The organism is Oceaniglobus ichthyenteri (genome assembly GCF_003057885.1).
Classification (GTDB): Bacteria; Pseudomonadota; Alphaproteobacteria; order Rhodobacterales; family Rhodobacteraceae; genus Oceaniglobus; species Oceaniglobus ichthyenteri.
On record NZ_QAGK01000001.1, the window covers coordinates 532,037 to 556,912 of the forward strand.

Sequence of the window (24,876 nt, forward strand, 5' to 3'; positions counted from 1 at the left end):
ATCCAGAAACAAAATTGCGCCAACCGGGCAAAATATAGGTCGAAAGCTTAAAAATTAGACTTGAGCCACAAAATGTTATTCTGCATTGATACTCTTATGAAGAGCAATGACCCCAATGGAATCGCCCCCGCCCTTGCGCGCATCGCAGCGGCAATCGACGACTCATCGTCAATTTCGGTATCGGTGCAACTGCGCGGTGCACTGGAATACGGGATAGCCACGGGCGACATCCCCGCCGGTGGCCGCCTGCCTTCGGTGCGCAAACTGGCGATGACACTGGGCCTGTCGCCGGTGACCGTTTCCAATGTTTACGCCGCCCTTCAGGAACGCGGGCAGATCGAAGGACGCATCGGGTCGGGCACGTTCGTCACCGACCGGGGCCGCCCTTCGGCGGCAGGCGCCGACCGTCTGGCCGCCTTCGAACGGCGCATCGCCGATCTGATCGCCGCCGGGCGCGATCTGGGGCTTTCGCCACAGGATGTGGCCTTTCGCGTTTCCATGGCGCCACGCACACCCGAACGGGGGATACGGGTGCTTCTTCTTGGCACGTTCCGCGAGGCCACCGCCGCCTATGCCGATGATCTGAGGCCAATGCTGAACAGCGTTGATACCGTGATACCATGGGTCACGTCCGAAACCGCGCCCGCGCCCGCCGCCGATGTGGTGTTTTGCGCGCGCACCATTTCGGGCGAGGCGGCGCGCCTGTTTCCCGACCTGCCGATGGTGGCGATGGTGCTGATTCCAAACGAGGCGACGCGCATCGCGCTGGCCTCGATTGCACCGGATTCACGGGTTGTGGCCGTTTCATATTTCGATGATTTCCTGACCGTTCTGAAGGCCGGGATCACCCGCTTTGCCCCGCATGTGGATCGGGTGACGGCGGTGCCGCGCACGGCGCTTGATCTCGATGATCTGCTTGAGCGGTGCGATGTGCTGATTCACGTCACCGGCGCCGAATACCTGCGCGACCGTATGCGCCCCGATCAAACCTGTATCGAATATCGCCACACCCCCGACACCCAAACCGTACGCGCCGAGCTGCTGCCGATGATTGATACGTTGCGTGCGCGAACAAAGGAGACATTGAATGAAAATTAGTGAAAGCAACTGGTTTGAAGTTGAGGAATACCTGAAATCCGATGACCGCTGTGTTTTGCCCTTGGGCAGCACCGAACAACATGCCCATCTGTCATTGGCGGTCGATTCGATCCTGTCCGAAAAAATGGCCGCCGATGCTGCTGCCCCGCTGGGCGTGCCGGTGTTTCCCGCCGTTCCCTATGGACTGACGCCGTATTTCATGGCGTTTCCGGGCACGGTTTCGTTGAAACTGAACACCTATGCCACGCTTGTGCGCGATATCCTCGACAGTCTGTATGACACCGGGTTTCGCCGGATCCTGATCGTGAACGGCCACGGCGGCAACAGCCCTGTGCAACCCGTTTGTGCCGAATGGATGCAGGACCGCGACGGTGCCCGGTGCCGGTTTCACGACTGGTGGCGCGCGCCCAAGACATGGGAGGCGGTGCAAACCCTTGACCCAATAGCCTCGCACGCGTCCTGGATGGAGAATTTCCCCTGGACACGGCTTGAGGGCCGCGCCCTGCCCAATCACCAGAAACCCTTTGTCGATTTCGACCGCCTGCGTGACCGCAACGCGCAGGGCGTGCGCGAATTGATCGGCGATGGCAATTATGGGGGCGTCTACCAGAAACCCGATGAGGACATGCACCGCATCTGGGACATCGCGGTTGAAGAAACCCGCGCGCTGCTGGACGGTGATTGGGCATGAGCGATGATCCGATCCTGATCTGGGGCGCGGGCGCCATCGGTGGCATTCTGGGCGCATATTTCGCGCGGGCCGGTCATGCGGTGCACATGGTCGATATCGTCGCCGACCATGTGGACGAGATGCGCCAAGGCTTGCGCATCGAAGGCCCGGTCGAGGCATTCACCGAACCCCTGACCGCCGATACGCCCGAAACCCTGACCGGCACGTTCCGCCGCGTGATCCTGGCGGTCAAGGCGCACCATACCGCGGGTGCCATGGACATGTTGATGCCGCATCTGGCCGAGGACGGATTTGTCGTGTCGGCGCAGAATGGGCTGAACGAACGGGTGATCGCGGGCAAGATCGGGGCCGAGCGTACCATGGGCTGTTTCGTAAACTATGGCGCCGACTGGCTGGAGCCCGGGCGCATCCTATATGGCAACCGCGCCGCCGTGGCCTTGGGCGAACTCGATGGCACGATGACCGACCGATTGCGCGACATGCACGCCCTGTTTTCACTGGTCGAACCCGATGCCGTGGCGACCGACAATATCTGGGGCTATCTCTGGGGCAAGCTGGGATATGGCGCGCTGTTGTTTGCCACCGCCCTGACGCCCGAATCGATGTCTGACGCGATGAACCCGCCCGCGACACGCCCGGTCTATGCAAAACTTGGCCAAGAGGTGATGCAACTGGCCGCCGCCGAAGGGGTCACGCCACTGGGGTTCAACGGATTCGACCCCGAAGGATTCCGCACGGGTGATCCGGCCCGCATCGACACCGCCATCGACACAATGGTCGCCCACAACCGCAAGACCGCGAAAACCCATTCCGGCATTTACCGCGATCTTGCCGTACGCAAACGCAAGACCGAAGTAGATGCACAGGTTGGCGTTCTGGTCAGCATCGGGCGCACCCACGGCATTGCCACCCCCGCGCTGGAATTGCTGTGCGCCCTGATCCACGACATCGAAGACGGGCGCGAAGAGCAATCAACCGGTCTTTTACAAAGGTTCCTGCCGCTATGCACCTGAGTTTCGAAGGAAAAACCTTTGCCGTCACTGGCGCCGCACAAGGCATCGGCGCGGCCATTGTTGAAACGCTTGCCCACTCTGGTGCCACTGTCGCTGCAATCGACATCGACCGTGACGGCATGACGCCACTCACCGCCCTGCCCCACGTCACCCTGCACGCCGGTGATCTGGGCCACCGCGATGCGGCGCTTGCGCTCTGCGCCGAGGTCACCGACCGCCACGGAACAATTGACGGGCTGATCACCGCCGCCGGGGGCGTGCGCGGCCAGATCGGCCGCCCGCTGGAACAGATCGACACGGCAGATTGGTCTGCGATTTTCGCCGCCAACGTGGATGCGGCAATGTGGTGCGCCCAAGGGTTTGCGCCCGGCATGAAATCGCAAGGGGCGGGCCGGATTGTCACCATTTCATCGGGCGCGGGGCTCAAGGCCAGCCTGACTGGCATTCAGGCCTATGCCGCCGCCAAACACGCCCTTGTCGGGCTAACCAAACAACTGGCGCTGGAGTTGGGGCCATCGGGCATTACGGTCAATTCCGTTGCGCCGGGGTTCATCCTGTCAAACCCGTCGACCGAGAAACAGTGGGATGCCTTCGGCCCGGACCGCCAGAAACAGATCATGGGCAGCATCCACATGCGCCGCCTTGGACGCCCTCAGGATATCGCCGATGCCGTTGCGTTTCTGTGTTCGGACCGCGCCGCATGGATCACCGGACAGATACTGCAAGTTGATGGAGGACATGCATGAGCGAACCATATGAGTGGGGCGAACCGACATGGCGCGGCAAGGTCAACGCCGTGCGCGCCGGACGATCCCTGTTGCCCGATGTCTGGCCAAACGGCGCGCGCTGCGCCGTCGCCCTGTCATTTGACAGCGACCATGAAACCAACGAGTTGCGCGATGGCGGCGGGTCGGTGGCGCGCCTGTCCTGGGGCGAATTCGGGGCGCGCCGCGGTATTCCCCGCATCCGCCGCGTTCTGGACCGGTTCGGCGCCAAGGCCAGTTTCTTCGTGCCTGCCGTGTCGGCCCTGCTGCACCCCGAGGAACAGAAATCCCTGGCCGAGGATGGCCACGAAATTGGTTTGCACGGCTGGATTCACGAACTGAACACCAAACTCGACGCCGCCACCGAACGTGATCTGATGCTGCGTGCCGCCGATACCCTGGAAAAGATCAGCGGCAAACGCCCGGTGGGCATGCGCACGCCGTCTTGGGATTACAGCCCCAACACCCTTGATATTGCCCGTGAAATGGGGCTGCTTTACGACAGCTCGCTGTTTTCCGATGATGATCCTTATGAAATCGTCGCCAACGGCGAGGCCACAGGCATTGTCGAGCTTCCGGTCGAATGGATCCGCGACGACGCGGTGTATTTCATGATGAACCGTCACGGCGCACAGCGCCCCTATACGCCGCCCGCCGACGTGCTCGACATTTTCACCCGCGAATTTGAGGGGGCGCATGCCGAAGGCGGCTTGTTCCTTTTGACCATGCACCCCCATGTGACGGGCTATCGCAGCCGCATTTTCATCCTCGAACAGCTTCTGGAACGCATCACCGCCAAGGGCGATTGCTGGATCGCCACCCACGCCGAAATCGCGCAATATTGCGCCGATCAGGCAGGCATGACCACGAAAGGCACGACATGACCAAATTTTCACTCGCCGTTCACGGCGGCGCCGGTACGATCCTGAAAGAAAACCTGACACCCGAACTTGAGGTGCAGTATCACAATGGATTGCGCACAGCACTTGAGGCCGGACAGGCCGTCCTGGCCAAGGGTGGCAGCGCGCTGGATGCCGTGACCGCCGCCGTTTGCGCGCTGGAGGATGAACCGCTGTTCAACGCCGGGCGCGGCGCGGTGTTCACCACCGAGGGCGTGCAGGAAATGGATGCCGCCGTGATGGACGGTGCCACCCGCAAGGCGGGCACCGTCGGCGGCATCTTTGGCCCGCGCAACCCGGTGCGCGCCGCCCGCGCGGTGATGGAAAACACCGATCACATCATGCTGATCGGGCCAAATGCGCTCAAGGTAGCAAAGGATGCGGGCCTGCCGTTCGAAGAGGCGCCGTATTTCTTTACCCAGGCGCGTTGGGACGCGCTGCAGTCCACCCTGAAGATGCGCGCGGCAGGGATTGAGGATGATGATCCGGCCCGCCGTCACGGCACCGTGGGCGCGGTGGCCTGCGACGCCAACGGCAACCTGGCCGCAGCCACATCCACCGGCGGGATGACCGCCAAGGCACCGGGGCGGATCGGTGATACGCCGTTGATCGGGGCCGGCACATTCGCCGACAATGAAACCTGCGCCGTATCGGGCACCGGCCACGGCGAGGTGTTCATCCGCTTTACCGCCGCCGCCGAAATCGCCGCAAGGATGCGCCACGCGGGCCAATCGCTGGAACAGGCCGCGCGCCATGTCGTCGATATCGATCTGGGCCAGAACGACGGATCAGGCGGCGTGATCGCGGTGGATGCCAAGGGCAACATCACCCTGCCCTTCAACTGCGAAGGCATGTACCGCGGATCGGTCACACAAGACGGCGATTTCCAGACGTTCATCTATCGCTGAACGGATTTCACCTTACAGGCCGCCATGCGGTTTTGAACAATGGAGCCAGGCGTGGGCCAATCGGCCGGTCCACGCCTTTGCCCGCTATCGCGGCGCCAACCCGGGGCAGCGACCCGAAAAATCAACGCACCCGCACATTTTGATGCTGCGCCGCAGCATATGCACAAACACCCCTCCCGCGCCCTTCATGCCTCAAGTTCGGCGTCCCAGTATAGGAAATCGAGCCAGCTGTCGTGAAGGTGGTTGGGTGGAAAGCGGCGGCCCATGTTTTTCAGCTCTTCCGCTTGGGGCTGGCGGGCGGGTTTCAGCAGGTTCATTCCCGATTGGCGAAGACTTTTGCTGCCTTTGCGCAGGTTGCACCGCGAACAGGCCGCGACGACGTTTTCCCAGCTGGTGATCCCGCCGCGCGCGCGGGGGATTACATGGTCAAAGGTCAATTCGCCTTTTGCGCCGCAATACTGACAACTGAAATCGTCGCGCAGGAAAAGGTTGAACCGGGTAAAGGCCACGCGTTTCACCGGTTTCACATAATCGCGCAGAACCACCACGGACGGAATTTTGATCTGTGTCGTGGGGGATCGCACGATCTGATCGTATTCCGCAATCACATCGACTCGGTCCAGAAACGCGGCTTTTACCGCCTCTTGCCAGGGCCAAAGGGACAGGGGGTAATAGGATAATGGCCGATAATCGGCATTCAGCACCAAAGCCGGACAATGGCGCAAGCTACTGGGTTCACGTACAAAATTGGTTCTGAAGTCGCCGTCCATCGGTGCATCATCTCCTCGCCCAAGGGCGGCGGAGACCTGATGATCGGATCACATTCCGCCCCGGTAATGGTCGGACTATATATCGGCTTTGGCGTCTGACAAGCCTAAGATTTTGTGATCGTCCCGATGCAAAACCAACGAACGGCGCGGCGCCCTGCCCCGTGCTGGGGTCAGTCGGTGTGTTCTAACCCCAACCGTTCGCGCATGAAGGCCAGCGCCACCGACAATCCGTCAGGTGCGATGCCATGGGCCGTGCCCTTCATGATGTGGGCGTATACGTCGATTCCGGCCTCTTGCAACGCTTCGGCGGCGGCGGGCAGGCTTTCTGGTGGCACCACATCATCGCCGTCGCCATGGATCAGCAGAACCGGCATTTTCGAAACCGCCTCATCGGCCAATGTTTCGGGGCGAAGCAACCGGCCCGAAAACCCGACAACGCCCGCCACTTCGTCATCGCGGCGCGGGGCGACATGCAGGGCCATCATCGTACCTTGGGAAAACCCAAGCAGGATCATGCGATCGGCACTCAGCCCTTCGTCGGCCAGCACGGAATCGAGATAAGCGTTCAGATCATCCACCGCCGCGCGCATGCCTGTTTCGGCTTCTTCCTCGCTTGAACCATCAATCCAGGGAATCGGGAACCACTGAAAGCCCATCGGATTGCCGGTACAGCGTTCCGGCGCGTTGGGGGCCACAAAGGCCACGCCGGGCATATGCGGTGCCAACGGATCGGACAGGCCCAGCAAATCAGCGCCATCCGCGCCGTATCCGTGCAACAGCACCACAACCGCTGTTGCCTGCCCTTTGGGCGCGCCGGCCCGTTTGCTTTCAAGTGCCCGTGTCATCCGATACCCTCGCGTGATTTGATGTGCTGGTAATAGGCCCAAAGCCCGCGCGCCGCAACGGCCCGCCACGGTGCCCAGGGTTCGGCCAGCGCGCGCAGTTCTGCGTCAGTTGGCCGGGCGGGCAGATCATAAAGCAGGCGCGCCGCCTCTTGCATCGCCAGATCGCCCGCCGCAATCACATCGGCCCGCCCCAGCGCGAACATGGCATAGATTTCCGCCGTCCACCGGCCAATGCCCAACAGACCCGACAGGCGCGCGATGACCTCTTCATCGGGCAGATGGTGCAGCGCGTCATAGTCAAATCCGCTGTTGGCAAGGGCCATGGCATAACGGATCTTGGGCCGCGAAAAACCACAGGCGCGCCATGCCTCGGCATCGCCCTGTCGGGCGCGGTGAAGATCATCCAATCCCGCCGCCTGCACCTTGGCCCAAACCGCCGCCGCCGATGCCACGCTGACCTGCTGGCCAACGATGGCAAACAACAGCGCCGAAAACCCCACCGGGCGGCGGCGCAGCGGCCAGGGGCCGGTCAGGCGCAAAATATCGCCAAAGCGCGGATCAACCCTGGCCAGCCACGCCGCGCCCTCTGCCACATCCTGGTCAGTCAGTATCAATCGCCGTTCTGTCATATCTGCCCCTTGACCCAATCAACCGCTGCCGCAACCGTTTCGACCTGTGGCGCGTCAGGTTGCGCAGACCGGCGGATCATCGCAACGGGCAAATGCAATTGGCGCGCCGCGTCCAGTTTTGGTCGGCTGGCATCGCCGCCGGCATTTCGCATGATCAGCCAATCGATGTTCAATTCCCGAAACAGATCCACCTCATCTGCTACCGAAAACGGCGGATGACCCAAAAGATAATACCCGTGGTCCAATGGAAACGCACCATCGGCGGTTTCGATCTGTCGGCAGATCATCAGACGCCCGGACATATTTTCAAAGCGGTGCAATGTCTTGCGCCCTGTCGCCACGAACACGCGCGCGCCCACGGGAATGTGGTGTGCGGCGTCTTCCTCGCGGTTCAGATCAGCCCATCTGTCGCCGGGGCCGGCCACCCAGGGCGGGCGCAAAACCTGCAGATAAGGGATATTCAACCGTTGACACACCGCAAAGGAGCGATGCGAAATATCCGCAGAAAACGGATGAGTTGCATCCATCACCGCAGTGATGTTTTCGTGACAAAGATATTCGGCAAACCCGTCGACGCCGCCAAACCCGCCAACCCGCATCGGCACGCCAGACGGTTGCACGGTGCGCGTGATCGCTGCGACAGATGCAATCACCTGCACGCCGGGAACATCGCGAAGGCAGGCGGCAATTTCACGCGCTTCGACCGTCCCGGCCAGCAACAAAACGCGCATCACACCCGGCGCGCCAAAGTTGCGCGAAGGCAAACACAGATAAAACCACTCACCGCTTTTCGCATCGGCCCATCCAACCCCGGCTTTCCCTGCACCGCCAAGGCGGCGCGACAGGCCCATCAGCCTGTAACACAGATTGCAACTTTGCAACCTGTCACGCAGAACAAAGCGCCAGCGACCGTTTTACACAGGCCCGTTTGTGCCCCCTTCCCAACCGTGAACCTGCGGCGTATGGAGAGCCCATGACAGACACAGCCGCCCCCTCCGCCTCTCACAGCGTTGCCAAACGCAACGTTGCCATTCTGGTTGCCGCGCAGGCCATTCTGGGCGCACAGATGCCGATGATTTTCACCATCGGCGGGTTGGCGGGCCAAACCCTGGCCACAAACATCTGTTTTGCCACCTTGCCGATTTCCATGATCGTTCTGGGCAACATGCTGTGCGCGACGACGATGTCGTCTTTCATGCAGAAATTCGGGCGGCGCGCGGGGTTCTTTCTGGGCACGTTTGGCGGGGCGCTGGGGGCCGCGATCGGGGCCTGGGGTCTGGCAACGGCCAGCTTTCCGTTGTTCCTGCTTGGCTCGTTCGTGACCGGCGTCTATATGTCGGCGCAGGGGTTTTACCGCTTTGCCGCCTCAGACAGCGCCAGTGACGATTTCCGCCCAAAAGCAATCTCATATGTCATGGCGGGGGGGCTGTTTTCGGCCATCATCGGCCCGCAACTGGTAAAGGTCACCGCCGATTCGATGGGGGTGCTGTTTTTGGGCACCTATATCGCCGTGATCCTGTTGAATATGGTCGGCTCACTGTTGTTTCTAGGCCTGAAAATTCCGACGCCCCCCGCCCCCAAACCCGGCGAAGACAGGGGCCGCACCCATTTACAACTGTTGAAAACGCCGCGCATTGCGGTGGCGATCATCTGTGCCATGGTCAGCTATGCGTTGATGAATCTGGTGATGACATCCACGCCCCTGGCCGTGGTTGGGTGTGGGTTCACCACCAACAATGCGGCCGATGTGGTATCGGGCCATGTTCTGGCCATGTTCATTCCGTCGTTTTTCACCGGCCATTTGATTGCCCGGTTTGGCGCGGAAAAGATCGTGGGCATCGGGCTGGCCATTCTGGCTGCTGCCGGGCTTGTCGGGCTTTCGGGTGTCGAACTTGAAACCTTCTTTGTTGCGCTGATCCTGTTGGGCGTGGGGTGGAATTTCGGCTTTATCGGCGCCACTGCCATGTTGGCCGGCGCGCATTCCACCGCCGAACGGGGCCGGGTTCAGGGCATGAACGACATGATCGTATTTGGCTGTGTCACCGTGGCCAGTCTTGCCTCGGGCGGATTGATGAATTGTTCCGGCGGCACCGCCCAGGCCGGTTGGAGCGCGGTGAACTATGCGATGATCCCGTTCCTGATGTTGGCAGGCGGATCACTGATCTGGCTGATGCTGCGCGGGCGCAAAGGCGAAATTTAACGGCCCAGAATTTGTGCCCGCAACAACCCGGCGCGGCGGGCAAATTCGGATTCGGCAATCTGCCCGTCCAGCACGGCCTGCGGATTGCGCGCCGCGCGCTGTAACAGCCCGCGCGCGCGCCACGCCGACAACCCCGCCTGACGCAGGGCCGGCGATTCCGCCCCTTTGCGCAGCGATTTCAACCGCGCCAGATGCGCCTCGGCCAGATCGCGGATGCAACGCACCGGATCACCCGTTAACGGCTGCCGCCCCTGCTGAATAAGCGTCGGGACCGCCAACATATAATTGGCCGCCGCTCCGGCCTGCCCAATGCTGCGCGCCCGTTCGGTATCGGTGCCGCCAAGGGCGCGTGTGGCAACCGCCATCAAGGTGCCGCCCGTGTCGGCCAGATACGCCTCTAACGCCGCGAATGACGCAAAGGGATCGGCCCCGATATCGTGCCGACGCGCCGCAATCAGGTGATCAAGGTCGGCCGCGCTCCGGGCATCCACCACACCGCTCAGCGGCTCAACCACCTCGTGACGGCGCACTGTCGCCCCTTGCGCGATTTCCTCCAACGCATCACGCCACCATTGCAGCCGCATTTCCGCAATCATCGGTTCCTGCGTCAACCACGGCGCGCGCGACACTTCGATGTTGAACGCATAGATCGGAAACAGCACGGCCCGCGCCGCCGGGGGGGCCGCCATCGTGGCCAAAAACCGGTCGGGATCGCCCCGGCGCACCATTTCAGCGCAGGCTTGTACCGTCATGTAGGCTCAACCACCAACAGGGCATAGGCAAATTCTTCCGGGGCACTGCGCCATTGGTCGATCTCCCACTGCCCGGCATCCAATGCCTCGATCAATTCGGGGCTGGCGGTGGGGCGCAACAGATTGATCCGCGCCTGCATCGGATCGTAATAATTGGCCCAGCCCTGACCGACAATCATCCGATGATCCAACACCCGGCATCCGGCCTTGCGCACCCGGGTGACGATGCCTTCATAGTTCGTGATTTCGGGGTATTCTGCCCAAAACTCTGAGACTTTCTCAGTTGGCGCGCGCAACAACACCGGTTCAGAAAACGCAATCCGCCCGCCCGGCGCCAATTGCTTGACCCAGGCGTTCAACCCTTCGGTCACGCCAATGAAATACAGCGCCCCCGCGCTCCAGATCAAATCATAGGGGCCGGTAATCTGGGCCATATCCCCCTGTTCGACCGTCGCGCGTTCACGCAAATGCGACAGGCGTGACCGGGCGGCCACGCAAAAATGGCGCAGGGTATCGATAGCATGAACCGTGCCCGCCGGGCGCAGTTTGGCCAGCGTCACGGCATCGGTGCCGGGCCCACAGCCCGCATCGCACATGCGCGCCGCCTTGGGGGTTTTTGCCACCTCCAGCGCCCAGGCCACATCATCGGCGGTGCCGGGGCCTTCGCGCATCAACCCGTTATGCAGTTGAAAAAACGGCTTCACGCCACAGCTCCGTCTCTGACCAGTTTCCAGTTTATCGAATCGAGAAGCGCCTGAAACGACGCATCCACGATGTTGGGCGATACCCCGACGGTTGACCACCGCCGCCCTTGGGAATCTTCGCTGTCGATAATCACCCGCGTTACCGCTTCTGTTCCGCCCTGGGTGATGCGCACCTTGAAATCCACCAATTGGATATCTTCGATAAAGGCCTGATATGGGCCAAGATCCTTGGCCAGTGCTTTGGAAAGCGCGTTCACCGGCCCGCGGTCGCTGCCGCTTTCGTCCATGCTTTCGCTGACCGAGAGCTTCTTTTCATCGCCCACTTTCACCACCACCACCGCTTCTGACAGGCTGACCGTCTGGTTATACTTGTTCTTGCGCCGCTCGATGGTAACACGATACCGCTTCACCTCGAAAAATGTCGGCAATTGTCCCAGGGCGCGCCGCGCGATCAATTCGAAACTGGCCTGCGCGGTATCATAGGAATATCCCTGATCCTCCAACGCCTTGATATCGTCCAATATCTGCCCCAGCGCCGGATCATCCCGCTCAACGCTCAGGCCCATATCGGCCAGCCGGGCGCGCAGATTGCTTTGCCCCGCCTGATTTGACATCGGCACGATCCGCGCATTGCCCACCAGACCCGGATCGATATGTTCATATGTCGTCGGGTCTTTCAAAATCGCACTGGCGTGCAGGCCCGCCTTATGGGCAAAGGCCGACGCGCCAACATAGGGTGCCGCGCGCTGGGGCACCCGGTTCAGAATATCATCCAACAGACGCGCGCCGCGGGTCAGCCCGGCAAGGCCCGCCTCGCTCACCCCGATGTCGTATCGGCTGCGATAGGGTTCTTTCAACATCAGCGTCGGGATCAGGCTGGTCAGGTTGGCATTGCCGCACCGCTCGCCCAAACCGTTCAGCGTGCCCTGAATCTGGCGCACGCCCGCATCAACGGCGGCCAGTGTGCCCGCCACCGCATTGCCGGTGTCATCGTGGGTATGAATCCCCAACCGATCACCCGGAATCCCGGCGGCAATCACGTCCCCCACTATCCGGCCAATATCGGCCGGCAGCGTGCCGCCGTTGGTATCACACAGCACAATCCACCGCGCCCCGCCCGCCATCGCCGCCGCCAGACATTGCAGCGCATAGGCCGGGTTGGCCAAATAGCCGTCAAAGAAATGCTCGGCATCAAACAACGCCTCGCGCCCCTGTGCCACCACATGCGCCACCGACGCGCGGATGTTCTCGATATTCTCATCCAGCCCAATGCCCAGCGCGGCGGTGACATGAAACTCATGGGTTTTGCCCACCAGACACACCGCTGGCGTCTTGGCATTCAAAACCGCCGCCAGCACATCGTCGTTCCCGGCCGACCGGCCTGACCGCTTGGTCATGCCAAAGGCGGTGAACGTGGCGCGCAACTGCGGCGCTGACTCAAAAAACGCCGAATCCGTCGGATTGGCACCGGGCCAGCCGCCCTCGATGTAATCCACCCCCAAATCATCCAGCATCGCGGCAATCCTGCCCTTTTCCGGGGTCGAAAACTGCACCCCCTGGGTCTGCTGACCGTCGCGCAAGGTGGTATCGTACAGATACAGCCGCTCTTTGCCCGCTCCAACCATGTTACGCACCCTGCCCATTTTCGTTTTGCAAATATCCCGGGGGAGTCGCCCGTGGCGACGGGGGCAGCGCCCCCTGCCCCCGCCAGTTCCACATGCTCACTGCAGCGACTCCAGAACCGTCACATCAAACCCCGGTCCCGGCACCCAGGTGGCGGTGCCGCCCACATCCGTGACCTGCACGCCAGCGGCGTTCAGCACATCGCGCAAACGGTCGGCCTCGGCCCAATCCCTGGCCGTGCGCGCCGCTTGGCGGTCGGCCAGCAAACGCTCGACCACCGGTTCGACCCAGGCGGGATAGCTGGCATCGGCGGGGGCGACCCCGGCCAGATCGCGCAAACTGTCCCAATCTTCGATCAGGCCCAGTTGCTCCAACCCTTGCGCCAGCCCGATCAACGCCTGGGGCGTGTGCCCCTTGGCCAGAACATGCAGCCGCGCCAGGGCGCCGGGTGTGTTCAGGTCATTGGCCAGCACACCCAGAAATTCGGCGTCCGGCACCCATTCGCCCGATGCCTTCAGGGCGGCAACCATGCGCGCGCCATAGCCGTGTTGGTGCAACACTGTAGCCCAGCGGCGCAGGGTGCCTGCCGCCTCATCGCGTTTGGTTTCGGTCCAGTCCATCGGTTTGCCGTAATGGGTGGACAGAAACACCAGTCTGATCACCACCCCCGGCACACCCTGATCCAACAGATCGCGCACGGTAAAGAAATTGCCAAGAGATTTCGACATTTTCTTGCCCTCGACCAACAACATTTCGTTGTGCATCCAGACCCGGGCAAAGTCAGACCCCGGGTGCGCACAGGCCGATTGGGCAATCTCGTTTTCATGGTGGGGAAACATCAAATCGTTGCCGCCCCCGTGAATATCAAAGGTTTCGCCCAACAGCTCATCCGCCATGGCCGAACATTCAATATGCCATCCGGGCCGCCCCCGGCCCCACGGGCTGTCCCATCCGGGCAATCCTTCGCCTGATGGTTTCCACATGACAAAATCCATCGGATTACGCTTGTACGGGGCAACCTCAACCCTTGCCCCGGCAATCATATCATCCACCGACCGGCCCGACAGCGCGCCGTATTCGGCGTAACTGTCCACGGCGAACAACACATGGCCCTCGGCGGTGTAGGCATGGCCCTTGGCGATCAGGTTTTCGATCATCGATATCATCTGGGCGATGTAATCCGTGGCGCGCGGCGTATGGGTGGGCGCAAGATTGCCCAGCGCCGCCATATCCGCCAAATACCAGCCGGTGGTTTCTTCGGTAATCTCGCCAATGCTGCGGCCCTGTTCCGCCGCGCGCGCGTTGATCTTATCATCCACATCCGTGATATTGCGCACATAGGTAACATGGGCCGCGCCATAGACCTGTCGCAACAGACGAAACAGCACGTCAAACACGATTGCGGGGCGCGCATTGCCGATGTGGGCGCGATCATACACCGTTGGCCCACAGACATACATCCGCACGTTTTTCGCATCAATCGGCTCAAACGTTTCGCGGCGGCGGGTTTTGGTGTTGTGCAGGCGTATTTCTGTAAACCTAGTCTCGGTCATCGGGCCGTCCCTTTTGGTGCGCAAACGCAGGCGTGGCGCGGGCTTAGCAATATCGGTTGTGATTGGAAACAGACAGACCGGCCCGCAAGGTGAAATCAGCGGAAAATACAGCAGATGGTGAAGGCAATATCGATCATGATCCGCGATTAGCAGCTTTCAAAGCAGCGCGCAATCGCGCCGCTCTGGGCGATAAGGCCGCACCCAACGGCGCAAGCCCTATCTTTAGGCGCAAAAAAATATCCGCGTGGGCCAAGTGAGTGAACAAAAGGACCACGCGGATATTTTGGATCAGAGTGTCCGGCGCGCGAGTGCGCTCCGGACAAACAGTGTTTTAGAAGCGGAAGTTCATCGTTGCGCCAACCGTTGTCACACCGACATCAACACCGGAATTGTCGATGTCATCAAAGCGGTGATAGTTGACCTCGCCGCCCAGCGACACGCGGTCGTTGATCATGTATTCCACACCGGCACCCACGACATAGCCGACATCATCGTATTTTGTGCCGCCTGCAACGCCATCGGCATAGGCCGCGCCGAGCGAGCCGAATATCAATGTGCGTCCGGCGTCATACCCGGCCTTCACTTTGAACGTGTGCAGATTGTCGATCGACCCGACGCCGCTGTCAAAATCAATGTCAGCCTTGTTCAGGTTCAGCTCCGCACCCATGACATAGGTGCCAAAGTCATACAGATACCCGCCCTGCACACCGTAAACAGCGCCAGTGCCGTCCAGAATGTTTGGCGTGCCGCCCAATGCGCCACTGCCCGATGAATCGCCATAGGAAAGGCGCGCACCGACATATCCGCCGGTCCAGTCACCGCCAAGCGATACCACCGGAGCGATTGTCGGCTCGACATAGGGTTCGTTCAAACCACCTGCCAAAACGGGGGATGCGAAAACGGTTGTGATTGCAATAATGCTCAAGGATTTCATAGTCTGCCTCCTGACAGTCTCATGCGACTTAACGTGTGTCTCAGTGGTCAAATGCGAATGGCCCGCGAAGGTTCCAAGACCCGTTAAGATAATATTTACCTATCCACGGTAAAGCAGCCGAATAGTGGCATTTTTGCAACATATCGATACACTATAACATATTTTCGACACGCGCCCGACATTCATAACGGCCCACAGGCCCTGCCTGAAACCCTATGACACATTGAAATTTTCTGCGTTTTGCTGTGGTGTAACGGTCTGTGACACTGTCAGGGATTTGAACGCTCATCATGCGAAAATGCCAATTTCAATCAGATACGCTGTATCTGGCATCGTTAATAATCAGGGGTTTCTGCCTATGGCGGGCCTGAATGCGGCGGTTATTTTGGGGCCGGGGGCGTTGGCCGACATGGGCGCGTCCCTGCGACGGGACGGGCCGGAAACCTGCATCATTGCCGTAACCAGCGATACACGGTTTCAGGCCGCGCTGAATGCCACTGTGCATCTGAGTGTTGAAAATGCCGGTCTGCACGCCGCGCCGTTTGATCCCGCTACGGTTGCACGGGCACTAACGGACGCGGCGGCGCGGCTGGGGTCTGATGTGGTGATTGCCGTTGATATGGCATGGGGTCTGGAAACGCCGGCCGCTTCGGCAAATTTCGATGTCTGGGGCGGGTTGTGCAGCGATCTGGCCGATCAGGGGCTGCGCATTGTATCGCTGTATGACTGGCAACTGCTGATCGGTGATCAAATCCTTGCGGCACTGCGCGGGCATCAACATTTTCTGGCGGCGACCGGGCTGCATGATAATCCGTTCTGGTTGCCCAGCGCCTATCTGGCCACGGCCAGCTTGCGCGAACAGGTGTCGTTCCTTCTGGCCCGCACGGTCCCCGATTGGGGCGCGATGGTTCTGGCGCCGGGCGCAGACGATCAGGCGGCGGTGGGCGCCAACCCCGGCTGGTTGCCGATCTCTGATCTGCGGCCCATGCGCGGCTTGGGCCAGCGGTGGAAAATCCGCTGTTTCGGGCGGCTGCGGGTGTATACCAGTGCGTCGGATCAGATCGTGTGGCAGGTGCCCGGCGGCGCCCCGCGCAAAACCAAGGCGCTGTTTGCCTATCTGCTGACCCGCGGTGAACGGGGCGCATCCGCCGAACATATGGCCGAACTGCTGTGGCCCGATGATGGCGATGAAACCGCGAAACGGGCGCGATTGCACCACACCATCGCAATGCTGCGCAAGGCGCTGGGCGGAAAATCCTTTGTCGAACGGCGCGGCGAATATTACCATCTCTGCGCGCCCCCGGGCAGTTGGATTGACACACAGGCGTTCGAACAATTCTGTCGCCGCGCAAAAACGCTTGAGCGGGATGGGCAATATGATGCCGCCTTCGCGTTACTTCAGGCCGCCGAACGTCTGTACAGTGGTGATCTGTTCGAGGATCTTTTGCCGGAATACGTTGAAAACGACACCGAAGACTGGTGCCTGTCACAGCGCGCCTGGCTGCGCGATATGGTGCTGAAGGTGCATCGCGACATGGCGGTGATGCTGCGCAAACGCGGCAATTTCCGCGATGCGATCAAACAATGTCGCCGCGCGCTGGCCTTGGACCCGACATGCGAAATCGCCCACGAAGAGGCAATGCGCAATTTTCATGCCCAGGGCCGCAAGGATGCAATCGCCCGCCAGTATCGCCAATTTACCGACGCGCTAAAAGTGTTGGGCGGTGATCCGGCACAGTCCGCGGTTCGAACGGTATATCGTGATCTGGTTTCAAAATACTGAATTCACAGCGTAAATATTGGCCAAAGAAAAACCAAAGTTTCTCGCGTAGCGTTGCCGGTAAGTTAGGGAATCAGTGACGAGGAGAACACGATGACCGTAAAGAGCGAGCCAAAGCCAGCCGACAGGTTCAATCCATTCGACCTGAGCGCGCCGCATGCATTGTGGCAGGACATGCGCAATGAACAGCCGGTGTTCCAACATGGCGACACCGGCTATTTCGTGGTCACACGTCACGCCGATATCAAGGCCGTTTTTGACGATTGGAAGACATTTTCATCCGAAAACGCCCAGGCCCCGATGCGTCCGATGTGCGCCGAGGGCAAAAAAATCATGACCGATGGCGGCTTTACCGCCTACTCTGGCCTGTCGGCCCGCATTCCGCCCGATCACACGCGCATCCGCAAAATCGTGCAAGGCGCGTTTGGCCCGCGCCGGTTTCGGGCGATGGAGCCCAAGATCGAACAGATCGTGGCGGATGCCTTTGATCGGATCGAACCAAAGGGGCACGCCGATTTCTTTCGCGATGTTGCCTATGACGTGCCGGCCTTTGTTCTGTTCAAACTTGTCGGTGTGCCCGACAGCGATGTGGAAAAGGTAAAGGCATGGTCTGTCAGCCGCGCCCTGTTGACATGGGGCGAACTGTCGGACGCAGAGCAATTGCCCCACGCCCATAACATGGTGGATTATTGGGCCTATTGTCGCGCCCTTGTCGCATCAAAACGCGCAACACCGGGCGATGACCTGCCCAGCGATCTGTTGCAGTTACAGGCCGATGGTGCCGACATCACCGATGATGAAATTGCCGGTGTCATGTATTCGGTTCTGTTTGCCGGGCATGAAACCACCACCACCCTGATGACCAACGGCGTGCATACATTGCTGTCCAATCGCGATGCCTGGGAGGCGATCTGTGCCGATCCCGCCCTGATCCCCAAGGCGACCGAGGAAATATTGCGCTTTGCGCCCTCAATCGTGGCGTGGCGTCGCCGGGCCAAGGCCGATGCCGAAATCGGCGGCGTTGCGGTGCCCGAAGGATCCGACATTCTGTTGATCATGGGGTCGGGCAACCGTGACGAGGCAGTGTTTGATCACGGTGAAACCTTTGACATGCACCGCGACAATGCGCGCAATCACCTGTCGTTCGGGTATGGCATTCACTTTTGCCTGGGCTTTCAGTTGGCCAAGCTGGAATTCGGTATCATGCTGCGCCAATTGACCGAACGTTTCCCCGATGCGCGGCTGACTGGGGATGGCAACATCGAATACCTGCCAAACGTGTCGTTCCGCGTTCCGTCAAAACTGGAAATCACTTGGGGAAAGGGCTCGTGATGGATACTCCGTATATACTGCCATTCGATCAGATTTCATCGGCCGATCATGATCGTGTGGGCGGCAAATGTGCGTCACTTGGGGAAATGACCCAACATGGTGTTGCGGTGCCCCCCGGGTTTGCCGTGACCACCGATGCCTATGCCGAAATGCTGGAATTTCAGGGGTTGAAGCGCGAAATCGAGGCGTTGCTGAAAACCCTTGATCCCGATGATGTGGTCAATACCGAACGGGTGGCGCGCAATATCGAACTGCGCGTGCGGTCCCATCCGATGCCCGAACCCATCGCCACCGCGATCAAAACTGCATATGCGGCGATGGGCGATAACATGGCCGTTGCCGTGCGATCATCCGCCACTGCCGAAGATCTGCCCGATGCCAGCTTTGCAGGCCAGCAGGATACCTATCTGTGGGTGGTGGGCGCCGATCAGGTTGTCGAAAAGGTGCGCGATTGCTGGGCGTCGCTGTTTACGGCCCGCGCGATTGCGTACCGCGCCAAGGCCAATCTGGGCCAGATCGACGTATTGATGAGCGTGGCCGTGCAAAAGATGGTCAACGCCCGCGTGGCCGGGGTGACGATGACGTTGAACCCCACCACGGGCGATCGCACCAAGATCGTGATCGACGCATCCTGGGGTTTGGGCGAACTGGTGGTTTCAGGGGTGGTGACGCCCGACAATTACACCGTGGAAAAGGTGCTGATGGCGGTGATTGATCGCAAGATTGGCGATAAACATCTGGAACTTGTCGGCGATGCCACTGCGGGCGCCACGATTGAGCGCGAAGTCGATGCAGAGCGGCGCAAATCCCCCTGTCTGACCGATGCCGAAGTGATCGCCGTGGCCACATTGGCCAAACGGTTGGAAAAACAAAACGGCTGCCCACAGGATGTGGAATGGGCAATCGATGCCGATCTGCCCGATGGTGAAAACCTGTTGGCCCTGCAATCGCGGCCCGAAACCGTGTGGGCCCAGAAAAAGGCGCAAGCCAAACCAAAGGCCAGTTACAGCATGGGCATGGCGGGCATTGTCGGCACGCTCAACAATCCCCTTGGCGCGAAAAAATGAACTCTCTGGGAGGAGAAAAATGAAGATGGATGTTCAGACATCAATGTTTCCAAGTCCGTATGATTTGCCCGCGCCAAAAGGCGCCGAAGACTGGCGCGATCTGTACCCTTATTATCTGAAGTTTCAGCCACAGCTGCGCGAAAGGGAAGACGCCAAATTCTGGTTCTGCGACAGTCAGCACTGGCCAAATCCGTTTCGCCCGTTTGATGCGATGACGGTGGAATTTGCCGTTAAATGTCTGGGCCAATACAACACCCGCCATCTGCTGGTGCCCCCGGCCAATGGCGTCGATTACCGCATCCACAATGGCTATTGCTACATGTCGCCGGTGGCGGTTTCCCCCGACTTGATCGAGGCGCGCGTGCCGCAGTTCATGGAACGGGCCGGACATTACTTTGCCAATTGGGACAGTCTGATCGAAAACTGGCACAAAAAGGTGAAATCCAACATCGACGAGATGGAGGCGCTGCGTTTTGAAAAACTGCCCGATGTTGTGCCTTTGGAGTGGATCAAGGAAGGGCGCGGATTGGATAACACCACCGCCCTGATCGAAAATTACGACCGCGCGATCAATCTGCTGTATCGCACATGGCAATATCATTTCGAATTTCTCAACCTCGGCTATGCCGCCTATCTGGATTTTTTCGGCTTCCTGAAGGGCGAATTGCCCACGATCCCCGATCAGGCCATCGCGCAGATGGTGCAAGGCGTGCACAGTGATCTGTTCCGCCCCGATGACGAGCTGAAAAAGCTGGCGCATCTGGCGGTTGAGCTGGGCGTGGCTGACACGGTCATGAACGGCACTGTCGATGATGCGCTGGCGGCTTTGGCAAATTCGGAGGCAGGCAAGAAATGGATCGCGGCATGGGACGCGGCCAAAGACCCATGGTTCAACTTCACCTCGGGCAACGGATTTTATTCAACCGATAAATACTGGATCGAACACCTGGATATCCCCATGGGGTATCTGCGCGATTATATCGGGCGCGTTCAGGCCGGTGAAAACATCGAGCGCCCGACCGAAAAACTGTTGGCCGAACGGGATCGGATCACCGCGGAATACGCCGATCTTCTTGACCCCGACGCGCGCGAGGCGTTCGAGGGCAAACTGGGTCTGGCGCGCACCGTGTATCCCTATGTTGAAAATCACAATTTCTACATCGAACATTGGTCGATGGGGGTTTTCTGGCGCAAGATGCGCGAACTCAGCCAGCTTTTTCACGAAGAAGGGTTCTGGCCCGATGCCGATGGCATGTTCTTTCTGTCGCGGCAGGAAGTGCGCGATGCGCTGTTTGATTATGGCAACGCATGGGGTACGGGCGGTGAATGGATCGGGCCGCACCATTGGCCACAAGAGATCGAACGCCGCCGCGCCATTCTGGATGCGCTGGCCACCGAACCGCCCAAACCCGCGCTGAACAATCCGCCCGCCGTCATCACCGAACCCTTCACGATCATGCTGTGGGGCATCACATCGGAAGCGATCGAAAGCTGGGTTGGCGCGGGCCAGGAGGGTAACGAACTGACCGGCATGGCCGCCTCGCCCGGTCTGGTCGAAGGGCCCGCGCGGGTGTTGCGCAGCCCGGATGATTTGCACCTGATCCAGCAGGGCGAAATCCTGGTTACGCCTGTCACCGCCCCCAGTTGGGCGCCGGTCTTTGGCAAGATCGCCGCCACCGTCACCGACATCGGCGGCATGATGAGCCACGCCGCCATTGTGTGCCGCGAATATGGCCTGCCCGCCGTCACCGGCACCGGCACCGGATCATCGCGGATCAAGACCGGTCAGATGCTGCGCGTCGATGGCAACACCGGCAAGGTGACGATCCTGGATTAAACCAAACGGGGGCGGTTCTGCCGCCTCCTGCCCTCTTTCCTGAGTTCGAAAGCCGATACCATGCCCCAGACCCATTTTGACACGGCCCGCTATGACGCAGTCTGGCGCGCGGCCGAACCTTACATGCGCGCGCGCAAGAACGATGTGCATGTCCCCCTCAGCTTTGCCTGGGCACAGCGGTTGTTGGGCGAATATGCCGGGGCTGACCGTGATGTGGTCAGTCTGGCCATTCTTTTGCACGACATCGGTTGGTATTCGATTGATATGGACGACATCATCGAAAAAGGATTTTCGGGGCCGAACATGTTGCAATCGGATGTGCGGTATCTGCACGAATCCGAAGGTGTGCGTTTGGCGCAACCGGTTCTGAAAGGCACCGGATGGTCCGATGATATCATCGCGCAGGTGTGCGAAATCATTGACGGGCACGACACCCGCCCCGATCCGCGCCACCTGAATGACAGGCTGGTGCGCGATGCCGACAAACTGTGGCGGTTCGAGGTGACGGGCATCGCCGTGGCCTGTGATTGGTTCAAGACCACGCCGCACCTTTACGCCGACCGGCTGGAATCGCAAAAGACGCAATTGGAAACCGATGCCGGATGCCGCTGGGCAACCGAAACACTGGCGGCGTCGCGCGGCGCGCTGATGTTGCACGTAATCTGAAGGAACCCGAAATGGAAATGTTCATTGATGGCGTCTGGCGGGCCTCCGTTTCAGGCGATACTCAACCCGTGACCGAACCCGCAACCGGACAGGTGTTTGACACCGTACCAACCGGCACAGCACAGGACGCCGATGATGCGATCCGCGCCGCCGACCGGGCGTTTCACGCCTGGCGACAGGTGCCGATGGCCGAACGGGTGCGCATTCAAAAGGCCTGTGCACAGGCGATGCGCGATCACGCCGCGCGGATTGGCGGCGTATTGCACCGCGAACTGGGCCGCCCCCTGCCCGCCGCGATTGCCGAAATCACCCGGTCTGCCGATTTGCTGGATGTCTATGCCGAAGAAGGGCTGCGGTTGCAGGCGACCATGGCGCTTGCTTCGGGGCCGGGTGAAAAAACCATCGTGACGCGCGATCCCTTGGGGGTTGTTGTGGCGATCACGCCGTTCAATTACCCGGTGACACTGTTGATGTTCAAATTGGGCGCGGCACTGATTGCGGGATGTACGGTGGTTGCCAAACCCGCCGAAGACACGCCGCTGTCCACGCTGATGTTGGCCGAACTGTTTCACCAAACCGGCCTGCCTGCGGGGTGTTTCAACGTGGTTACCGGGCGCGGGCGCGGCATTGGCGCGGCAATGATCGAACACCCGATCCCACGCAAGATTGCCTTTACCGGCGGCACCGCCGCGGGCAAGGCGATTGCCGCCGCCGCCACCGGCACGATGAAACGGGTGACGCTGGAACTGGGTGGGCAATCCGCCGCCATCGTCTGTGCCGATGCCGATCTGGAAAAGGCCACGACCGCGATCGCACGGCACGGTTTCGCCAATTCGGGGCAATTCTGTTACCGGGTCAACCGGGTGTATGTGGAACGACCAGTGTATGACGCATTTGTCGAAAAACTCACCGCCAAGGCGGGCCAACTGACCCTGGCCCCCGCAGGCGGCACCGGTGATCTTGGCCCGATGGTGAACGAAAAGATCTTTGCCAATTCCGAAATCCAGGTGGCCGATGCCCGGACCAAAGGCGCGCGGATCGTTCTGGGCGGGGATCGTCGGCGCGGCGCGGGGTTTGATGACGGATTCTATTTTCCGCCCACGATCATCGCCGATGCAACCCATGACATGCTGGTCTTGAGCGAAGAAACCTTTGGCCCGGTGTTGGGCATTTGCCCGGTGGACAATGCGTTTGACGGGCTGCGCCATGCCAATGATAACCGCTATGGTCTGGCCGGGTTTGTGTTTTCCGGCGATCTGGCCAAGGGCCTGACCCTGTGTGAGGGGCTGGAGGCGGGCTCGGTCTGGTTGAATGATATTCACCGCTCCAGCCATTATGTGCCGTTCGGCGGCATGAAGGAAAGCGGGCTGGGCCGCGAAAAGGGCCGCTATGGCGTTGAAAGTTATCTGGAATATAAAACCATGTATCTCAGCTATGAGGTGGCGTCGTGATGCGCACGCTTTTGCCGCGCGACCTGCCCTTGTGGCACGATGCGCGCGGATTTCTTGATGTTCGCTCAAACGATGTGCACACACTGATTTCCTATGGACTGGCGCGCGCGCTGTGTGCTGAACACCCACAGGCGGATACCTCTGTCGTTTTACCGGCCATTCTTTTGCATGATGTCGGGTGGAAACGGGTTGATCCGGCGCTGTTGTCCGAGGCGGTCGGACCAAACCCCAAACACCCCGAACTGGTGCGCGTGCACGAAATCGAAGGCGTAAGGATCGCAGACGGAATTTTGCAGCGTCACACGCCAGAGGGCGTGGATATCGCACAGGTTTTAGACATTATCGACACCCACGATACGGTAAAACAGGCCAAATCCCTGAATGACGCCATGGTCAAGGATGCCGATAAATGCTGGCGTTTTACCCCCCATGGCGTGGCAACGATTGCCGGTTGGTTTGGCGATGGGTTGGCCGAAACGTTGGATATGCTCGAAGATTTCGTGATGCCATCAATGCTGACCGATACCGGCCGGGCGATGGCGCGCGGGTTCATCGTGGCCGCCCGCGCACAGATGGAATCAGACGATTATTTGAAAGGACACAGCGATGAGTGATCTGGGTTTGAACGGCAAACGCGTTGTGGTGACGGGTGCTGCCGGTGGGTTGGGCCGCGCCTTTGCGCAGGGGTTTGCCGATGCCGGCGCCACAGTGATGGCCGCCGATGTCAACGCCGAAGGCATTGAACAAACCGCGCAGATGACCGGCGGTTTTGCACAAACGGTCGATGTGACCGATGCCGCCTCGTGCGCCGCCCTGGCCAAGGCGGCCGGGGCGCAGATGGGCGGCGTTGATATCCTGATAAACAACGCCGCGATCTACGCAGGGCTGGAACGCGCCCCGCTGGAAGATCTGGACGAAGACATCTGGGACAAGGTGATGGCCGTCAACGTCAAGGGCGTGTGGCAGGTCAGCCGCGCGTTTTCGCCCCTGTTGCGCAAGGCCGGACAAGGCGCGATCGTCAACGTTGCCTCGGCCACCGTGTTTTCCGGCTCGCCGCAATGGATGCATTATGTGGCGTCCAAGGGGGCAGTCATCGCCATGACCCGCGCAATGGCCCGCGAAATGGGCGATGACAACGTGCGCGTCAACGTGATTGCACCGGGCTTTACCCTGACCGAGGCCAGCCTGGGGTTGATGGAGGATGCCGCCAGTTATGGCGTCACCCGTGGCGCGCTGAAACGGGCCAGTCAGCCAGACGATATGGTGGGCGGCGCGCTGTATCTTGCATCGCCTTTGGCCGGGTTTGTGACCGGGCAGACATTGATCATTGATGGCGGTCGCCAATTCATCTGACAGACAG

24 protein-coding genes are annotated in these 24,876 nt (G+C 60.4%); 15 read left to right on the top strand and 9 right to left on the bottom strand.

Annotated features, from left to right (window positions below; all coding sequences use genetic code 11):
* The first annotated feature begins 96 nt into the window (after positions 1-96).
* From C8265_RS02510 to C8265_RS02535, 6 genes are read left to right on the top strand one after another with little or no spacing between them, the layout of a single operon-like run.
* Positions 97-1,098 (top strand): GntR family transcriptional regulator, encoded by a 1,002-nt coding sequence (locus C8265_RS02510; RefSeq protein WP_240610942.1) that lies wholly within the window; start codon positions 97-99, stop codon positions 1,096-1,098.
* On the top strand, positions 1,088-1,789 hold the full coding sequence (locus tag C8265_RS02515; RefSeq protein WP_108482378.1) for a creatininase family protein: 702 nt from the start codon (positions 1,088-1,090) through the stop codon (positions 1,787-1,789). Before C8265_RS02510 ends, C8265_RS02515 begins: the two co-directional genes overlap by 11 nt.
* Positions 1,786-2,802, top strand: a complete 1,017-nt coding sequence (locus C8265_RS02520) for a ketopantoate reductase family protein (RefSeq protein WP_108482379.1) — start codon at positions 1,786-1,788, stop codon at positions 2,800-2,802. Before C8265_RS02515 ends, C8265_RS02520 begins: the two co-directional genes overlap by 4 nt.
* Entirely contained in the window at positions 2,793-3,548 is a 756-nt protein-coding gene (locus C8265_RS02525; protein WP_108482380.1) for an SDR family NAD(P)-dependent oxidoreductase, read from the top strand. The genes C8265_RS02520 and C8265_RS02525 overlap by 10 nt, the downstream gene beginning before the upstream one ends.
* Positions 3,545-4,450, top strand: a complete 906-nt coding sequence (locus C8265_RS02530) for a polysaccharide deacetylase family protein (RefSeq protein ID WP_108482381.1) — start codon at positions 3,545-3,547, stop codon at positions 4,448-4,450. Before C8265_RS02525 ends, C8265_RS02530 begins: the two co-directional genes overlap by 4 nt.
* Positions 4,447-5,373: an isoaspartyl peptidase/L-asparaginase family protein gene (locus C8265_RS02535; protein ID WP_108482382.1), complete on the top strand. Its 927-nt coding sequence runs from the start codon at positions 4,447-4,449 to the stop codon at positions 5,371-5,373. The genes C8265_RS02530 and C8265_RS02535 overlap by 4 nt, the downstream gene beginning before the upstream one ends.
* Before the next feature lie 185 nt (positions 5,374-5,558).
* Here C8265_RS02535 and C8265_RS02540 read toward each other — a convergent pair whose 3' ends face one another.
* From C8265_RS02540 to C8265_RS02555, 4 genes are all read right to left on the bottom strand, one after another.
* A complete protein-coding gene (locus tag C8265_RS02540) occupies positions 5,559-6,143 on the bottom strand; it encodes an HNH endonuclease (RefSeq protein ID WP_108482383.1) in 585 nt (194 codons plus the stop codon).
* A gap of 170 nt (positions 6,144-6,313) precedes the next feature.
* On the bottom strand, positions 6,314-6,988 hold the full coding sequence (locus C8265_RS02545) for an alpha/beta hydrolase (RefSeq protein ID WP_108482384.1): 675 nt from the start codon (positions 6,986-6,988) through the stop codon (positions 6,314-6,316).
* The gene (locus tag C8265_RS02550; protein ID WP_108482385.1) at positions 6,985-7,617 is read right to left on the bottom strand and encodes a DNA-3-methyladenine glycosylase family protein; all 633 of its coding nucleotides are present in this window, start codon (positions 7,615-7,617) and stop codon (positions 6,985-6,987) included. Before C8265_RS02550 ends, C8265_RS02545 begins: the two co-directional genes overlap by 4 nt.
* Positions 7,614-8,468, bottom strand: coding sequence for a cobalt-precorrin-6A reductase (locus tag C8265_RS02555; protein WP_338065760.1), 855 nt, complete (start codon positions 8,466-8,468; stop codon positions 7,614-7,616). Before C8265_RS02555 ends, C8265_RS02550 begins: the two co-directional genes overlap by 4 nt.
* A gap of 122 nt (positions 8,469-8,590) precedes the next feature.
* On the opposite strand from C8265_RS02555, the gene C8265_RS02560 reads away from it, so the two are divergent.
* On the top strand, positions 8,591-9,817 hold the full coding sequence (locus C8265_RS02560; RefSeq protein WP_108482386.1) for an MFS transporter: 1,227 nt from the start codon (positions 8,591-8,593) through the stop codon (positions 9,815-9,817).
* On the opposite strand, the gene C8265_RS02565 is transcribed toward C8265_RS02560, so the two are convergent.
* The 5 genes from C8265_RS02565 to C8265_RS02585 all read right to left on the bottom strand — a co-directional run bounded on the left by C8265_RS02565 (position 9,814) and on the right by C8265_RS02585 (position 15,383).
* On the bottom strand, positions 9,814-10,569 hold the full coding sequence (locus C8265_RS02565; RefSeq protein ID WP_108482387.1) for a squalene/phytoene synthase family protein: 756 nt from the start codon (positions 10,567-10,569) through the stop codon (positions 9,814-9,816). The genes C8265_RS02560 and C8265_RS02565 overlap by 4 nt on opposite strands.
* On the bottom strand, positions 10,566-11,273 hold the full coding sequence (locus C8265_RS02570; RefSeq protein WP_108482388.1) for a class I SAM-dependent methyltransferase: 708 nt from the start codon (positions 11,271-11,273) through the stop codon (positions 10,566-10,568). The genes C8265_RS02565 and C8265_RS02570 overlap by 4 nt, the downstream gene beginning before the upstream one ends.
* The gene (gene cimA, locus C8265_RS02575; RefSeq protein WP_108482389.1) at positions 11,270-12,898 is read right to left on the bottom strand and encodes a citramalate synthase; all 1,629 of its coding nucleotides are present in this window, start codon (positions 12,896-12,898) and stop codon (positions 11,270-11,272) included. Before cimA ends, C8265_RS02570 begins: the two co-directional genes overlap by 4 nt.
* A gap of 96 nt (positions 12,899-12,994) precedes the next feature.
* Positions 12,995-14,449 (bottom strand): cysteine--tRNA ligase, encoded by a 1,455-nt coding sequence (cysS, locus tag C8265_RS02580; protein WP_108482390.1) that lies wholly within the window; start codon positions 14,447-14,449, stop codon positions 12,995-12,997.
* A 331-nt stretch (positions 14,450-14,780) separates the two neighbouring features.
* On the bottom strand, positions 14,781-15,383 hold the full coding sequence (locus tag C8265_RS02585; protein ID WP_108482391.1) for an outer membrane protein: 603 nt from the start codon (positions 15,381-15,383) through the stop codon (positions 14,781-14,783).
* A 358-nt stretch (positions 15,384-15,741) separates the two neighbouring features.
* Here C8265_RS02585 and C8265_RS02590 point away from each other — a divergent pair, with 358 nt between their 5' ends.
* The 8 genes from C8265_RS02590 (at position 15,742) to C8265_RS02625 (ending at position 24,869) form a co-directional block, all read left to right on the top strand.
* A complete protein-coding gene (locus C8265_RS02590; protein WP_164512248.1) occupies positions 15,742-17,166 on the top strand; it encodes an AfsR/SARP family transcriptional regulator in 1,425 nt (474 codons plus the stop codon).
* A gap of 90 nt (positions 17,167-17,256) precedes the next feature.
* Positions 17,257-18,495 carry a cytochrome P450 gene (locus C8265_RS02595; RefSeq protein WP_108482393.1) on the top strand — a complete coding sequence of 413 codons (1,239 nt, stop codon included), beginning with the start codon at positions 17,257-17,259 and terminating at the stop codon, positions 18,493-18,495.
* Positions 18,495-19,562, top strand: a complete 1,068-nt coding sequence (locus C8265_RS02600) for a PEP/pyruvate-binding domain-containing protein (RefSeq protein WP_108482394.1) — start codon at positions 18,495-18,497, stop codon at positions 19,560-19,562. Before C8265_RS02595 ends, C8265_RS02600 begins: the two co-directional genes overlap by 1 nt.
* A gap of 19 nt (positions 19,563-19,581) precedes the next feature.
* Positions 19,582-21,399 carry a PEP-utilizing enzyme gene (locus C8265_RS02605; RefSeq protein ID WP_240610943.1) on the top strand — a complete coding sequence of 606 codons (1,818 nt, stop codon included), beginning with the start codon at positions 19,582-19,584 and terminating at the stop codon, positions 21,397-21,399.
* A gap of 60 nt (positions 21,400-21,459) precedes the next feature.
* Entirely contained in the window at positions 21,460-22,065 is a 606-nt protein-coding gene (locus tag C8265_RS02610) for an HD domain-containing protein (protein WP_108482395.1), read from the top strand.
* An 11-nt stretch (positions 22,066-22,076) separates the two neighbouring features.
* Entirely contained in the window at positions 22,077-23,516 is a 1,440-nt protein-coding gene (locus tag C8265_RS02615; RefSeq protein WP_108482396.1) for an aldehyde dehydrogenase family protein, read from the top strand.
* The gene (locus C8265_RS02620; RefSeq protein WP_108482522.1) at positions 23,516-24,130 is read left to right on the top strand and encodes an HD domain-containing protein; all 615 of its coding nucleotides are present in this window, start codon (positions 23,516-23,518) and stop codon (positions 24,128-24,130) included. The genes C8265_RS02615 and C8265_RS02620 overlap by 1 nt, the downstream gene beginning before the upstream one ends.
* Positions 24,123-24,869, top strand: a complete 747-nt coding sequence (locus C8265_RS02625; protein WP_108482397.1) for an SDR family NAD(P)-dependent oxidoreductase — start codon at positions 24,123-24,125, stop codon at positions 24,867-24,869. The genes C8265_RS02620 and C8265_RS02625 overlap by 8 nt, the downstream gene beginning before the upstream one ends.
* The last annotated feature ends 7 nt before the right edge of the window (positions 24,870-24,876 follow it).